Source organism: Streptomyces sp. NPDC089424 (assembly GCF_044749345.1).
Classification (GTDB): domain Bacteria; phylum Actinomycetota; class Actinomycetes; order Streptomycetales; family Streptomycetaceae; genus Streptomyces.
The window spans coordinates 1370770-1384144 of the sequence record NZ_JBIVHU010000002.1; the positions used below are offsets into that span (position 1 = coordinate 1370770).

Genomic DNA, 13375 nt, shown 5'->3' on the forward strand with positions numbered 1-13375 from the left:
ACGTCATGCCCGCGGCGCAGCCCCCGTCAGCTCACGCTGGTAGTCGGCGTAGGCGGTGCGCAGCGCGGCGCCCGGCCAGTCGGCGGGCAGGAGCGCGGGCGGCAGCACGGGGTCGGTGAGCAGGTGGCGCACGACGGCCGCGTAGGCGGTGAGACGGTCGGCGGGACGCTCCACGCGCGCGATGTGGCCGAGCAGTACGCGCGCCGTGGCGGCCCACGTCCCGAGCGGCCACAGAACGGCCACGAGGTCGCGCGCGGGCCCTGCGGGGCGGCTCGTGAAGGGCTGGAGCACGGCGGCCAGGTCGTCGGGCAGGGGACGGCGCAGGTTGGCCGGACGGAGCCAGACTCCCTCACGGAGTTCCGCGAGTCGCAGGGCGCCGAGGCGGGTGCGCAGGTCGGCGCGCTCGGCGGGGCCGCGGCCGGTCACCGTGATCACGGCCATCTCCCAGTCGCCGTCCCACGCGCGCGTGCGGGGGTCCAGGGCGTCGTCCTGACGGCGCTGACGGTCCAGGAGCCGCTCGCTCAGCCGGTACCCGGTGTCGGTGCGCAGCAGGTCGCCGGCGGCCGTCATGCGGCTGAGCGCGGCCCGCAGCGTGGAGCCGCCGACCTCGAAGGGCTCCACGGCACGGGCGAGGTCGCGCGCCGAGAGCTCCGGCGGATGGGCGCCGAGCAGCAGGCTCAGCACGACGGACCGGGCCGACAGCGGGCGCAGGGCGGCGTCGCCGGGCGGGGCGGTCTCGTCGATGCGCATGAGGTCGTACTGTACGGGCCGGATTTCGCTGTTGCAGTATTGCTGCGACCGCAGCATGAGTGCAACACTCGCCGTATGGTCTCGACTCATGACGGTCCCTCCGGTGGCGCCACGCACGTCGTCACCAACCAGCCCCCCGCCCTGACCCCGTACGACGCGTCCGACGACCAGGCCCTGTTGGAAGGGCTGCGGCGCGAGGGCGCCGGGTGGGCCGAGGACGGCATCCGGCGGCTCGGCCGGCAGGCCGGCAGCGAGGAGGCGCAGGAATGGGGTGAGCTGGCCAACCGGCACGAGCCGGTGCTGCGCACCCACGACCGGTACGGCAACCGGGTCGACGAGGTCGACTTCCACCCGAGCTGGCACCACCTGATGCGTGTCGCGGTCTCCGAGGGCCTGGCGGGCGCGCCGTGGGCCGACGACCGGACGGGGGCCCATGTCGCCCGTACGGCCGGCGGGTTGGTGTGGGGGCACACGGAGGCGGGACACGGCTGCCCGACGTCCATGACGTACGCCGCCGTCCCGGCCCTGCGCCGGCAGCCGGACCTGGCGAAGGTCTACGAGCCGCTGCTGACGAGCCGTGAGTACGACCCCGAGCTCGGCGTGCCCACGCACAAGAGCGGACTGCTGGCCGGCATGGGGATGACCGAGAAGCAGGGCGGCTCGGACGTCCGTACGAACACCACCGTCGCCACGCCGACCGCCGAGCCCGGCGTGTACACGCTGCGGGGGCACAAGTGGTTCACGTCGGCGCCCATGTGCGATGTGTTCCTGGTGCTGGCGCAGGCTCCCGACGGGCTGTCCTGCTTCCTGGTGCCGCGCGTGCTGCCCGACGGCGCCCGCAACACCTTCCGCATCCAGCGTCTGAAGGACAAGCTCGGCAACCGCTCGAACGCCTCGTCCGAGCCCGAGTTCGACGGGACCGTCGCCTGGCTGGTCGGCCCCGAGGGACAGGGCGTCAAAACGATCATCGAGATGGTCAACTGCACCCGGCTGGACTGCGTGATGGCCTCGGCAACGCTGATGCGCAAGACGCTGGTGGAGGCGGGGCACCACGCGCGGCACCGCAGCGCGTTCGGGGCGCGCCTGGTCGACCAGCCGCTGATGCGCAACGTGCTGGCCGACCTGGCACTGGAGTCCGAGGCGGCCACGACGCTCACCCTGCGGCTGGCGGGGGCGGCCGACCGGGCGGTGCGCGGGGACACGGACGAGGCGGCGTTCCGCCGGATCGCCACCGCCGTGGGCAAGTACTGGGTCACCAAGCGGGGCCCGGCGTTCACCGCGGAGGCCCTGGAATGCCTCGGCGGCAACGGCTACGTGGAGGACTCGGGCATGCCCCGCCACTACCGCGAGGCGCCGCTGCTGTCGATCTGGGAGGGCTCGGGGAACGTCAACGCGCTCGACGTATTGCGCGCGTTGAGCCGTGAACCGGGCACGGCGCAGGCCCTGTTCGCCGAACTGGCCCTGGCACGCGGGGCGGACGCCCGGCTGGACGCCGCGGTGACCCGGCTCAAGGACACGCTGGCGCAGGGCTCGCCGTCGGGCGCCCGGCGGCTGGTGGAGCTGATGGCGCTCACCCTCCAGGGGTCGCTGCTGGTCCGGCACGCGCCACCCGCGGTCGCCGACGCGTTCTGCGCGACGCGGCTCGGCGGCGACTGGGGGCATGCCTTCGGCACCCTGCCCGAGGGGGCGGATCTCGACGCGATCCTGGACAGGGGGTTGCCGGTGTCCGATCCGGCGTGAGGGGAGTACCGGCGTCCTGCCGGGTGGGCGAGCGGGACGGGACTGCTGGTGTCGGGCGTCCGGGGCGTGACGGTGCTGCCGGGGTCCTGTCCGGTCGTCTGGCGGGACGGGGACCGTCGGCGCCCCATCCGGCGTCCGGGCGTGACCGTGCCGCCGGGTCCTGTCCGGTCGTCGGTCGTAACGACGTTGCCAGGGTCTGTCCGGTCATCGGGCGTGACGGGGACCCCCGGTGCCCCATCCGGCGTCCGGGCGTGACCGTGTTGCCGGGTCCTGTCCGGTCGTCGGTCGTAACGACGTTGCCGGGGTCTGTCCGGTCATCGGGCGGGACGGGGACCGCCTGCCCGATTCGCTCTTCCCGCGTGACGGCGCGCCCGGTGTCCCGTCCGGTCGTCCGGCCCGACGGGGCCGCCGGTGCCCCGTCCGGCCTTTCGGCACGACAGCGCACCCGGTGTCCGTCCGTTCGTCGGGCGTGACAGGGACTGCCTGCCCGAACCGGCCTTCCGGCGCGACGGGACTGCCGGTGCGATGGCGCTGTCGGCGCCCGGCCGGTCCGACGGGGACGCGGCCCGCGCGTCCCGTCCGTGCCCGCCCGGGGCGCGCTCGGGCCCGCCCCGGCCGGCCGGCTCGCAGTGCGCGCCCGGATCCGGCGGCAGGCCGATGTCAGCTCGCTCTGCGGCGCCACCGCGCGTCGAAGCGGGCCCAGTCGGTCTCCCACTGTTCCAGGCGCTCGCGTTCCAGCCGGAGGCGCAGCAGGCGGCCGCCGGCGAGCGGCAGGGCGGCGGCCGCGGCGCCCACGAAGGTGCCGGTCAGGACGGCCCGGACGCGGGCCTCGGACGGGGTGGTCGGCTCGGCGACCAGGCGGCCCTGCCGGTCGGTCCACACGGTGACGGGGGCGCCGGCGGGGCTGCCGGACCGCACCCTGGCCTGACCGCGCCGGTCGGAACCGTCCGGCGCGGACCAGTGGACCTCGGCCCACACCCGTTCGATGCCAGGCACCCCCGAGCGCGCGAGGGACGATCCGGGCACCGGCTCGGTCAGCCGTGCCTGCACCGGGCGCCACTCGACGCGCTCGCGGGCCAGTTCCGCCTCGACGGTCCCGCTCACCGTCAGACCGACGAGCACGCCGGCCGGCACGCCGAGCGCCCAGCCGACGAGCAGGACCCAGGCCTCCACCCGGTCGGAGCGGCGCCTGAGCGGGTTCCGCCGCCAGCGCCACAGACACACCCTCGGACCAGCGAACGCCATCGCAGGCTTCCTCCTCGTGAGCGCGCGAACCTCCCCCGGCCGCACTCCCATACGGCGCACGGCCCGCCGTTGCTCACGGCCCGGGTCCCGACGCGCGAGGCCGGGGGGGCGACCGACCGCGCGCACGTCTCGCGTCCGTCCGGCGACACCGTGCTGACCTGCGACGCTGCGGGATCCGGGGGTCACTGTCAGTGCTGGGGTGCAGACTGGCCGATGTCTGGGACAAAGACGTCGCGGAGGTGATCGGCATGACCGAAGTACTGCTCGCCGTAGGTACACGAAAAGGCCTCTTCATCGGGCGCCGGCGCGGTAGCGCCTGGGAGTTCGACGAAAGCCCCTACTTCAACGCCCAGGCCGTCTACTCGGTGGCCATCGACACGCGCGCCGCGACCCCGCGACTGCTGGCCGGGGGCGACAGCGCGCACTGGGGGCCGTCGGTGTTCCACTCCGACGACCTGGGCCGGACATGGGCCGAACCGGCGCAGCCGGCCGTGAAGTTCCCCAAGGACACCGGCGCCTCCCTGGAGCGCGTGTGGCAGCTGCACCCGGCCGCCGCGGAACCGGACGTGGTCTACGCGGGCACGGAACCCGCCGCGTTGTACCGCTCGCAGGACAGAGGAGAGACGTTCGAACTGATCCGTCCCCTGTGGGAGCACCCCACGCGGGCGCGGTGGGAGCCGGGCGGCGGCGGCGAGGGCCTGCACACCGTGGTCACCGACCCGCGCGACCCGAAGTCGGTCACGGTCGCGGTGTCGGCGGCCGGCGTGTTCCGCACGACGGACGGCGGCGAGACCTGGGCCCCCTCCAACTCCGGTGTCGCGGCGGTGTTCCTGCCGGATCCGAACCCCGAGTTCGGCCAGTGCGTGCACAAGGTCACGCAGGACGCGGGGACTCCGGACCGGCTGTATCTGCAGAACCACTGGGGCGTCTACCGCAGCGACGACGCGGGCGCGCACTGGACCGACATCGGCGAGGGCCTGCCGTCGACGTTCGGTTTCGCCGCCGCGGCCCATCCGCACCGCGCGGAGGCGGCGTACGTCTTCCCGATCACCGCCGACTCCGACCGGGTGCCCGCGGACCGGCGCTGCCGGGTCTTCCGCACGGCGGACGCGGGCAAGTCGTGGGAACCGCTGACGGCGGGCCTCCCCCAGGAGGACCACTACGGCACCGTGCTGCGCGACGCCCTGTGCACCGACGACGCGGACCCGGCGGGCGTCTACTTCGGCAACCGCAACGGCGAGGTCTTCGCGTCGGCCGACGACGGCGACAGCTGGCGGCAGTTGGCGTCGCATCTGCCGGACGTGCTCTGTGTGCGGGCCGCGGTGATCTGATGAGGCGACCGGGGGGAACGGGGTCGTGCCGCGTCGGCCATAGGTTGATCGCCGCCGCCTGTACGGCAGTAGGGTGACGCCGTGGCACCACGACCCTTGAATGAAATCGTCGAGGCGGGCTGGGCGCAGGCCCTGGAACCCGTGGCCGGACGGATCGCGGAGATGGGTGACTTCCTGCGCGCGGAGATCGCCGCGGGACGCACCTATCTCCCGGCCGGGAAGAATGTCCTGCGGGCCTTCCAGCAGCCCTTCGACGAGGTACGCGTCCTTATCGTCGGGCAGGACCCGTATCCGACTCCGGGCCATGCGGTGGGCCTGTCCTTCTCCGTCGCGCCCGAGGTGCGCCCGCTGCCCGGCAGCCTGATCAACATCTACCGGGAGCTGAACACCGACCTGGGGCTGCCCGAGCCCGCGAACGGCGATCTGACCCCGTGGACCGAGCAGGGCGTGCTGCTGCTCAACAGGGCGCTCACCACGGCCCCGAGGCGTCCGGCCGCGCACCGAGGCAAGGGCTGGGAGGAGGTCACCGAACAGGCCATCCGCGCGCTGGCCGCGCGCGGCAAGCCGCTGGTGTCGATCCTGTGGGGGCGTGACGCCCGCAATCTGCGCCCGCTGCTCGGCGATCTGCCCTCGGTGGAGTCCGCGCACCCCTCCCCCATGTCGGCCGACCGCGGCTTCTTCGGCTCACGCCCGTTCAGCCGCGCCAACGACCTGCTGATGCGCCAGGGGGGTCAGCCGGTGGACTGGCGTCTGCCGTGACGGGCGAGCGGCGCGGCGGCGCATCCGTGGGCGACGGCGGCTTCCTCGCCGTCGACTCCGGCGGCTCCGGACTCCGTGTGGTCGTCGGGGACGTCGTACGGGGGCCGCTCGCCGTGCGTGAGTCCCCGGTACCGGTGCGGACGGGTGACCGGGGCATCGACGCCGGGCATCTGATGGAGCAACTCGTGCCCCTGGTGCGGTCCTCGATGGCCGAGGCCGGGCTCCCCGCACTCGGCACCGCCGCTGTCGGCGCCGCCGGATTCGGCACGCTCGGTGACGCCCTGCGGGCCGAGTTGCCCGGTGCCCTGCGCCGCGAGTGCGGGATCCGGGCGGTGGCCCTCGCCGCCGACGCGGTCACCGCCTACGCGGGCGCGCTGGGGTCACGGCCGGGTGCCGTCGTCGCCGCCGGCACGGGACTGATCGCCGTGGGCACCGACCTCACGCGCTGGCGAAGGGCGGACGGCTGGGGGCATCTGCTGGGTGACTGCGGCGGTGGCGCCTGGATCGGGCGGGCCGGGCTGGAGGCCGCGTTGCGGGCGCACGACGGACGGGAGGGCGGCTCGGCCCGACTGCTCCGGTGCGCCGAGGAGTTGTTCGGCCCGGTGCCGGCGCTGCCCGGCAAGCTGTACCCACGCCCGGACCGCCCCGCCGTCCTGGCCTCCTTCGCCCCCCGGGTCGCGGACTGCGCCCGCGAGGGCGACCCGGTCGCCGTGGACGTGCTGCGCGCGGCGGCGGGTCACATGGCCGATTCCGCACGCGCCGTCTGCCCGGCCGAGGGCGAGCCCCAAGTGGCCTTCACCGGCGGCCTGTTCAAGATCGGCACGCCGCTCCTCGGGCCGCTGGGCGAGGAGCTGTCCGCGCGGCTGCCGCGGGCACGGCGGGTGGCGGCCGAGGGTGATCCGCTGCACGGTTCGGTGCGGATCGCGACCGACCTGGCGACCGGAGCGCTCGGCCTGCCGCGTGACGAAAAGATGCTGTACGTGGTGACCGCGCAGCAGGACTGATCCTCCGAGTTGCCCCCGTCCATCCCCCTTTCGTCCTGCACACACCGTCGCCCGCCGCACGGAAACCCGCTGATCACTCCCCATTCGGACGTAACTCATCAGACAAAACAGGACGGATACCGCTCACCTGCACCCTCCCCGAACAGGGGAGCCCAGTAAGCCAGTAACATGCGGCGCCATGAGCTCCCCCACTGGACCCGCGTCCGGCCTGCCAGTACGAATGCCGCGACCCCGCCAGCCCGGGCGGCACCGCCGACCCGAGCCGCTGGCGGCTCCCGAGGGCGCGCCCGCGCTCGTCCTCGCGGTCCCCGGCACGCCCAGCGCCGCCACGCGCGGCCTCGCCGAGGAGGTCGTGAGCATCGCCCGCTCCGAGCTCCCCGGCCTGGACGCCCGGATCGGCTACGTCGACGGGGACGGCTCGGAGTTCCCCACCCTGCAGGCCGTGCTCACGCATGCCGCCGAGGAGCGCACCGCCCGCTACGAGCAGGCGCGGGCCGCGGGGATGGACGTCAAGGAGCCCGACGGTCCCGTCGCCGTCGTGGTGCCGCTGCTCGCCGGCCCGGACGGCGCGCTGCTGCGCCACATCCGTCAGGCCGTGATGGACAGCCGGATCGCCGCGGAGCTGACCGACGTCCTCGGCCCGCACCCGCTGCTCGCCGAGGCGCTGCACGTGCGCCTGTCGGAGGCCGGCCTGGCCCGCGCCGACCGCGCCCGGCTGTTCACCGTGGCGACGGCCGCGGACGGCATCATCCTGGCCTCCGTGGGCGGCGAGGAGGCCGTGCAGGCGGCCGGTATCACCGGCATGCTGCTCGCCGCGCGGCTCGCCGTGCCGGTGATTGCGGCGGCCCTGGACCAGGAGGGCTCGATCTCGTCCGTCGCCGAGCAGCTGCGCTCCTCGGGCTCGCAGCAGCTGGCGCTCGCCCCGTATCTGATCGGCCCCGAGATCGACCCGGGTCTGGTCGAGGAGGCCGCGGCCGAGGTGGGCTGCGCCGCCGCCGAGGCGCTCGGCCCCTACCCGGCGATCGGCAAGCTGGCACTGGCCAAGTACACGACGGCGCTGGGCATCTCCCCGCAGCAGCCGCAGGGTGCGCCGGTGCGCTGAGCCGGCGCACGACAGCCGTACCGATGGTGGGCCCGCTCCGGATGTCGGAGCGGGCCCCCGGCTTCGGCGGCGACGGTCAGCCGAACACCACGCAGGACGCCGCGGGCACGGCCACCGAGCCGGCCCGCGCGGGGAGCCCCGTGTCCGCGTCGAGGGCGAACCAGGTCACGTCGCCGGAGCGCTCGTTCGCCACGTACAGGTGACCGCCCGAGACGGCGATCGCCCGCGGCCAGTGACCTCCGCACGGCACCGTCCCGGTCAGCCGCAGCTCCTCCCCCCCGACCGCGAACACCGACAGCACGTCCTCCCCGCGCGTCGCGGTCCACACGAAGCGGCCGTCGGCGGAGGCGACGATGCCCGACGGGTAGGCGTCCCCCGCCGGGGCGCCGCGCAGGACCGGTGTCTCGGTCAGCGGCTCCAGCGAACCGTTCGAGGCGTCCCAGCGGCAGACGGTGACGGTCGGGCTCAGCTCGTTCAGCACGTAGACGCGGTCGCCGTCGGGATGGAAGGCCAGGTGGCGCGGGCCGGAGCCGGGTCGCAGCGCGGTCTCCCGGTGCAGAGCGAGACCGCCGTCCGTCAGCGTGCACACGCGCACGGAGTCCGTGCCCAGGTCGACGGTGACGACCCAGCGTCCGCTCGGGTCGCCCTGCACCTGGTGGGCGTGCGGGCGGCGCTGGCGCAGGGTGTGGGGGCCGGAGCCGGAGTGCCGCAGCACGGCGGACGGGGCCGCGCCGAGGGTGCCGTCGGGCCGCAGCGGCACGGCGGTGACACTGCCGGAGCCGTAGTTGGCCGTCAGCACGTGACCGGCGACGACGCTGAGGTGGGTGGGTCCGTCACCGACCGGGACGGGGCGGCCGGCAGGTTCGGGCACGGCGCCGGTGACACGGTAGGCCGCGACCGCGCCGTCGGTCGTCTCACTGACCGCGTAGAGGGTGTCCCCGCCGGCCGAGAGGGCGAGGTAAGAGGGGTCCGGCACGCCGTTCAGGCTGCCCAGCACCTTCAGAGCACCGCTCGCGGCGTCCACCGCCGCGGTCACCACGCCGGGGCCGCCCGCCGCCGTGAACGACCCGATGAACGCCCGCCCGCCGTCCGCCACCGCTGTCCCCTCTCGATTGCCGGGTGTCGCGGGCGACGCTAGCAGCTGATCCCCATCGGTCTAGACCAAGGTGCGCGAGCGGGCGGACGGAGGGGAGCGCGGTCCGGCCGTCAGGCCCCGACCAGCGGCGAGCCCGACGGCGCGCGCAGGGGGGCGGCGAGTTCGGACAGGGCGCGTTCCAGTCCGTGCAGATGCGCGAGGGCACCCTCGTGCGCGTGCGGTGCGGGCGCGAGGGAGGCGGCACTGCCCGCCGTACCGTCCGTGAGGGCCTCCACCGCGGCCTGCGCGCGCCAGCAGGCGGCGGTCAGGCGGGCGTCGTGGGAGGCCTCCGGGTCGGCGGCGACGGCGACGAGGCCGCGGATCTCGCGGGCGCAGTCGTCCAGCAGGGCGATGACCTGCCGGGCCCGCCGCTTGCGGCCCCGCATGGGGTTGAGCGGGTGGACGAGTGGTGCCAGGGCCAGCCGGACCCGGCCGAGGAGCTGCTCCAGTTCCGCCACCCGCGGTGCCGGGTCGGCGGTGTGGTCGCCCGCGAGACGGGCGGCGGCCTCGGCGGTACAGGCGTGGACGCAGCGCAGGGCCCGCCGGATCCAGGCGTTGTTCACCGTGTGGGTGGTGACCGGCAGCACGAAGAGCACGGCCAGCACGGCACCCAGCGCCCCGATGCCGGTCTCGGCGAGGCGGACGGCGAGCAGGGCGGGGTGGAGCAGGTCCAGCAGGCCGTAGAGCAGCTCGGCGAGCACGGTGACGCAGAGCATCATCCAGGTGTAGGACACGGCGGCCGCGTAGAAGATGCCGAACACGCAGGCCGCGAGGAGCACGGCCGAGGGCACCGGGGCGCCGTCCAGCGGGACGGCGATCAGCAGGCCGAGGCCGATCCCCAGCACGGTGCCGAGGACGCGGCGGAAGCCGCGGACCAGGGTCTCGCCGCGTGACGTGGTGTTCACGAAGATCCACCAGGTGGCGCCGACGGCCCAGTACCAGCGCTCCGCCGACACGGCCTGGCCCACGACGAGCGCGAAGCCCGCGCCGGCGGTCGCCTGGACCGCCTGCCGGGTGGTGATCCTGGAGAGCCCCGAGCCGCCCGCCGGGGCGGCGGCGGGCGCCGGGGGCGTCCGGCGCTCGTAGCACCACAGCCCGAAGCGCACCGCGGACGCGCTGAGCACGGACAGCAGGACGGCGGCTGCCAGCTCGGGCAGGCGGTCGGGGGTGGCCCGCAGGAACTGCGCGATGAAGAAGGTCATGAAGGCGAAGACGCCCAGGCTGTGTCCGCGCGGTCCCCAGCGGCGGGCGTACACGCCGAGGCCGACCACGGCGAGGAAGGCCAGGTCACGGGCGACGGGACGGTCGTGCAGTACGGCCGCGGCGGCAAGGACCGGCAGCCCGACGGCCGGCAGCAGCGCGGTGGTGACGGCCTGCCCGCGCACGGTGGCGTCCGTGACGGTGAACAGGGCGAGGAGCGCGGCCAGTCCCCCGGTGACGGCGCCGACGAGGGAGTGACCGGCGAGCCCGCAGACCACGACCGCGAGGCCGATGCCGAGCACGGCCCGCGCGGCGAAGCGCAGTCGCGCCCGCCCGGGGTCCGGCGCCATGAACACCCTCTTCAGCACTGCTTCCCGCCCCCTGCCTCGCATCGGCATGAAAAAGGCGCCGCGGAGATCCGCAGCGCCATCGACTCCCCCATGACAGCATCTCTACCGCCAGTGGCTCAAGTCGGCCACGCTCCCCTGGGCCATTGGCCCAGTCGCGGCCACCGCCGCCGAGTCGCTCCGAGGCCAACGGCCCACGTCGGAGGGCGGGCTCAAGAAGTCGGCGGTTGGACCATTGGTACAGTCGGCGACGATCGACGGAGGAGGCCGGGCACCATGGCCGTGGACGAGCTGGACACCCGCATCCTGCGCCTGCTGCTGGAGCAGCCGCGCACCAGCGTGCGCGAGTACGCCCGCATTCTCGGTGTCGCCCGCGGCACCCTCCAGGCCCGCCTTGACCGGCTGGAGCGGGACGGTGTGATCACCGGTACCGGCCCCGGCGCTCTCCGCCGCCGCGCTCGGCCACCCGGTACTGGCCTTCGTCCACGTCGAGGTCACTCAGGGCCACCTCGACGAGGTGGGTGACGCGCTGGCCGCCGTACCGGAGATCGTCGAGGCCTTCTCGATCACGGGCGGCGGTGATCTGCTCACGCGGGTGGTGGCCCGCGACAACGCGCACCTCGAGGACGTGATCCAGAAGCTGATCAGCATGCCGGGCGTGGTCCGCACCCGCACCGAGGTGGCGCTGCGCGAACGCGTCCCGCACCGGCTGCTGCCGCTGGTCCAGTCGATCGGGCGGACGGCCCGCAGACCGGCCTTGCCATCATGACCCCATGAGCAATCTCGCGGGCCTCTCGGTCATCTTCGATCTCGACGGAACGCTCGTGGACAGCGAGCCGAACTACTACGAGGCCGGCCGGCTCACCCTCGCCGAGCACGGCGTGCCGGAGTACACCTGGGCCGACCACGAGCGGTACATCGGCATCAGCACCCTGGACACGATCGTCGACTGGCGCGGACGCTACGGGCTGCGCGCCCCGGTGGCCGAGTTGCTCGCCGCCAAGAACCGGCGCTACCTCGCACTCGCCCGCGCCTCCACGCAGGCCTACCCGCAGATGCGGAAGTTCGTGGAACTGCTGGCCGCCGACGGCGTCCCGATGGCCGTGGCCTCGGGTTCCGCACCTGAGGCCATCACGGCGGTGCTGGCCGGTACGGGCCTGGACGGCACCCTGCGCACCCTGGTCTCCGCCGACGAGGTCGCCCACGGCAAGCCCGCTCCCGACGTGTTCCTGGAGGCCGCCCGCCGCCTCGGGGCCGATCCCGCCGACTGCGTGGTCGTCGAGGACGCCGCCCCGGGCGTGGCCGCAGCCCACGCGGCCGGCATGCGCTGCATCGCCCTGCCTTATGTCGCCGGCCAGGCGGACGGCCCGGAGTTCGCGACGGCCGGGCTGCTGGTGCGCGGCGGGCAGGCGGAGTTCACGGCACAGGCGGCGTACGACTGGCTCACCCGCACGGCCCGCACCCGCTGACCGAGGCGCTAGGAACGGCGTCGGGGCTTGCCGCGGCGGGCGCTCTGGGCAGTGCCCTTGCCGCTGCCCTTGGTGCCGCCTTTGCCGCCGCCCTTGGCGCCGCCCTGGGAAGCGCCCTTGGCGGTGCCGGACCGTGAGGACTGCTTCGCCGCCGGCTTGCGGCTCGCCTCGGCGCCGCGCCTGTCGTTCGGACCGGTCTCCGGCTGGGTGCGGCCGCGGGTGCTGTTCACCGTCCGGCCGCGCACGATGCCGATGAAGTCCTCGACCAGGTCGGTGTGCGCGTCCTCCGGCCAGGACAGGGCAACGCCCGACCGGGGCGCGTCCACCAGCGGCCGGTAGGTGAGGTCCTTGCGGTGGTGGAGGCGGGCCAGGGACTGGGGGACGGCGAGGACGCCGATGCCCGCGGCGACGAGTTCGACGGCGTCGGCGGTGGTGGCGGGGCGCTCGAAGGCGGGCTCCCCCGGCGGCCGCTCCCAGCCGAGCACGTCGTCGAGGGGGTGGAGGACGACCTCGTCGGCGAGGTCCTCGACGGTCACCTCGTCCGCCGCCGTGATCAGGTGGTCCTTGGGGACCACGACGACCGTCGTCTCGGTGTAGAGGGGGATCGCGCTGAAGACCGTACGGTCCACGGGCAGCCGGACGATCCCGGCGTCGGCGCCCCCGTCACGCAACACATCGGATGCCTCGGCGGCCGCCACGGGGAGGAGGGAGAGGGAGACGTCGGGCAGGCGCTCGTTCCAGATCCGCACCCACTTGCCGGGTGTCGCCCCAGGGACGTACGCGAGCCGGAACGTGGAGGGTGCTTCCGTGCCTGTCACGCCGCCAGGTTACCGGCTGTGGTCGGATGTCTCGTATCCGGCGGATAGTCTGGAGTGCATGAAGTCGCACCAGACCACCCAGACGATGAAGCCCTCGACCGCGGCGAAGAAGCTGGGTGTGTACCTCCCCGCCACCCCCGCCGAGTTCCAGGAGGGCGTGGTCTCGCGCGCCGAGCTGGACGAGCTGCAGACCGACCCGCCCGAGTGGCTGCGGGAGCTGCGGCGCAACGGCCCGCACCCGCGGCCGGTGGTCGCGGCCAGGCTGGGCGTCTCCATCGCGGGCCTGGCGCGCGGCGGGATGACCGAGCCGCTCACCACCGAGCAGATCGAGGCGCTGAGGCAGGAACGTCCCGAGTGGCTGGAGAAGGAGCAGGCCACGCAGGCCGAGGTGCGCAAGGAAGCGGCCCGGCTGAAGGAGCGGAAGGCTCAGGCCGAGGACTCCTGAAGCCTCCCGCCCCTGCCGGGCGTCGCCGGT

General features: G+C 74.5%; 12 protein-coding genes and 1 pseudogene. 8 read left to right on the forward strand and 5 right to left on the reverse strand.

The genetic code is table 11. The annotated features are described in order from the left end of the window. Nucleotides 1-3: 3 nt before the first annotated feature. The gene (locus tag ACIP2X_RS13695) at nucleotides 4-750 is read right to left on the reverse strand and encodes a PaaX family transcriptional regulator C-terminal domain-containing protein (protein WP_401671642.1); all 747 of its coding nucleotides are present in this window, start codon (nucleotides 748-750) and stop codon (nucleotides 4-6) included. A 75-nt stretch (nucleotides 751-825) separates the two neighbouring features. On the opposite strand from ACIP2X_RS13695, the gene ACIP2X_RS13700 reads away from it, so the two are divergent. Further along, nucleotides 826-2490, forward strand: coding sequence for a DNA alkylation response protein (locus ACIP2X_RS13700; protein WP_401671644.1), 1665 nt, complete (start codon nucleotides 826-828; stop codon nucleotides 2488-2490). 660 nt (nucleotides 2491-3150) lie between these two features. Here the strand turns inward: ACIP2X_RS13700 and ACIP2X_RS13705 are convergent. Then, nucleotides 3151-3735: a hypothetical protein gene (locus ACIP2X_RS13705; protein ID WP_401671646.1), complete on the reverse strand. Its 585-nt coding sequence runs from the start codon at nucleotides 3733-3735 to the stop codon at nucleotides 3151-3153. A 191-nt stretch (nucleotides 3736-3926) separates the two neighbouring features. On the opposite strand from ACIP2X_RS13705, the gene ACIP2X_RS13710 reads away from it, so the two are divergent. The 4 genes from ACIP2X_RS13710 to ACIP2X_RS13725 all read left to right on the forward strand — a co-directional run bounded on the left by ACIP2X_RS13710 (nucleotide 3927) and on the right by ACIP2X_RS13725 (nucleotide 7931). Then, on the forward strand, nucleotides 3927-5066 hold the full coding sequence (locus ACIP2X_RS13710) for a WD40/YVTN/BNR-like repeat-containing protein (RefSeq protein WP_401671649.1): 1140 nt from the start codon (nucleotides 3927-3929) through the stop codon (nucleotides 5064-5066). An 81-nt stretch (nucleotides 5067-5147) separates the two neighbouring features. Further along, nucleotides 5148-5825: a uracil-DNA glycosylase gene (locus ACIP2X_RS13715; RefSeq protein ID WP_401671651.1), complete on the forward strand. Its 678-nt coding sequence runs from the start codon at nucleotides 5148-5150 to the stop codon at nucleotides 5823-5825. Then, nucleotides 5822-6829 carry an N-acetylglucosamine kinase gene (locus ACIP2X_RS13720; protein WP_401671652.1) on the forward strand — a complete coding sequence of 336 codons (1008 nt, stop codon included), beginning with the start codon at nucleotides 5822-5824 and terminating at the stop codon, nucleotides 6827-6829. Before ACIP2X_RS13715 ends, ACIP2X_RS13720 begins: the two co-directional genes overlap by 4 nt. Nucleotides 6830-7007: 178 nt before the next feature. Further along, the gene (locus ACIP2X_RS13725; protein ID WP_401671654.1) at nucleotides 7008-7931 is read left to right on the forward strand and encodes a sirohydrochlorin chelatase; all 924 of its coding nucleotides are present in this window, start codon (nucleotides 7008-7010) and stop codon (nucleotides 7929-7931) included. A 76-nt stretch (nucleotides 7932-8007) separates the two neighbouring features. Here the strand turns inward: ACIP2X_RS13725 and ACIP2X_RS13730 are convergent, their stop codons facing one another. Then, a complete protein-coding gene (locus ACIP2X_RS13730) occupies nucleotides 8008-9027 on the reverse strand; it encodes a lactonase family protein (RefSeq protein ID WP_401671656.1) in 1020 nt (339 codons plus the stop codon). A 110-nt stretch (nucleotides 9028-9137) separates the two neighbouring features. Further along, nucleotides 9138-10634 (reverse strand): FUSC family protein, encoded by a 1497-nt coding sequence (locus ACIP2X_RS13735; protein ID WP_401671659.1) that lies wholly within the window; start codon nucleotides 10632-10634, stop codon nucleotides 9138-9140. Nucleotides 10635-10889: 255 nt separating this feature from the next. Between ACIP2X_RS13735 and ACIP2X_RS13740 the strand changes: the two are divergent. Both ACIP2X_RS13740 and ACIP2X_RS13745 read left to right on the forward strand, forming a co-directional pair. Further along, nucleotides 10890-11382: pseudogene (locus ACIP2X_RS13740) on the forward strand (Lrp/AsnC family transcriptional regulator). Between the two features lie 4 nt (nucleotides 11383-11386). Beyond that, nucleotides 11387-12082, forward strand: a complete 696-nt coding sequence (locus ACIP2X_RS13745) for an HAD family hydrolase (RefSeq protein ID WP_401671661.1) — start codon at nucleotides 11387-11389, stop codon at nucleotides 12080-12082. An 8-nt stretch (nucleotides 12083-12090) separates the two neighbouring features. Here ACIP2X_RS13745 and ACIP2X_RS13750 read toward each other — a convergent pair whose 3' ends face one another. Then, complete coding sequence (locus tag ACIP2X_RS13750) at nucleotides 12091-12900, reverse strand: LysR family substrate-binding domain-containing protein (protein WP_401671663.1); 810 nt, start codon at nucleotides 12898-12900, stop codon at nucleotides 12091-12093. Between the two features lie 58 nt (nucleotides 12901-12958). On the opposite strand from ACIP2X_RS13750, the gene ACIP2X_RS13755 reads away from it, so the two are divergent. Beyond that, a complete protein-coding gene (locus tag ACIP2X_RS13755; protein WP_401671665.1) occupies nucleotides 12959-13345 on the forward strand; it encodes a DUF5997 family protein in 387 nt (128 codons plus the stop codon). Nucleotides 13346-13375: the final 30 nt, after the last annotated feature.

What these genes read in the sequence shown, in the direction of transcription:
- ACIP2X_RS13695 (WP_401671642.1), bottom strand. Translation starts at nt 750, where the DNA reads ATGCGCATCGACGAGACCGCCCCGCCCGGCGACGCCGCCCTGCGCCCG.
- ACIP2X_RS13700 (WP_401671644.1), top strand. Translation starts at nt 826, where the DNA reads ATGGTCTCGACTCATGACGGTCCCTCCGGTGGCGCCACGCACGTCGTC.
- ACIP2X_RS13705 (WP_401671646.1), bottom strand. Translation starts at nt 3,735, where the DNA reads ATGGCGTTCGCTGGTCCGAGGGTGTGTCTGTGGCGCTGGCGGCGGAAC.
- ACIP2X_RS13725 (WP_401671654.1), top strand. Translation starts at nt 7,008, where the DNA reads ATGAGCTCCCCCACTGGACCCGCGTCCGGCCTGCCAGTACGAATGCCG.
- ACIP2X_RS13745 (WP_401671661.1), top strand. Translation starts at nt 11,387, where the DNA reads ATGAGCAATCTCGCGGGCCTCTCGGTCATCTTCGATCTCGACGGAACG.
- ACIP2X_RS13755 (WP_401671665.1), top strand. Translation starts at nt 12,959, where the DNA reads ATGAAGTCGCACCAGACCACCCAGACGATGAAGCCCTCGACCGCGGCG.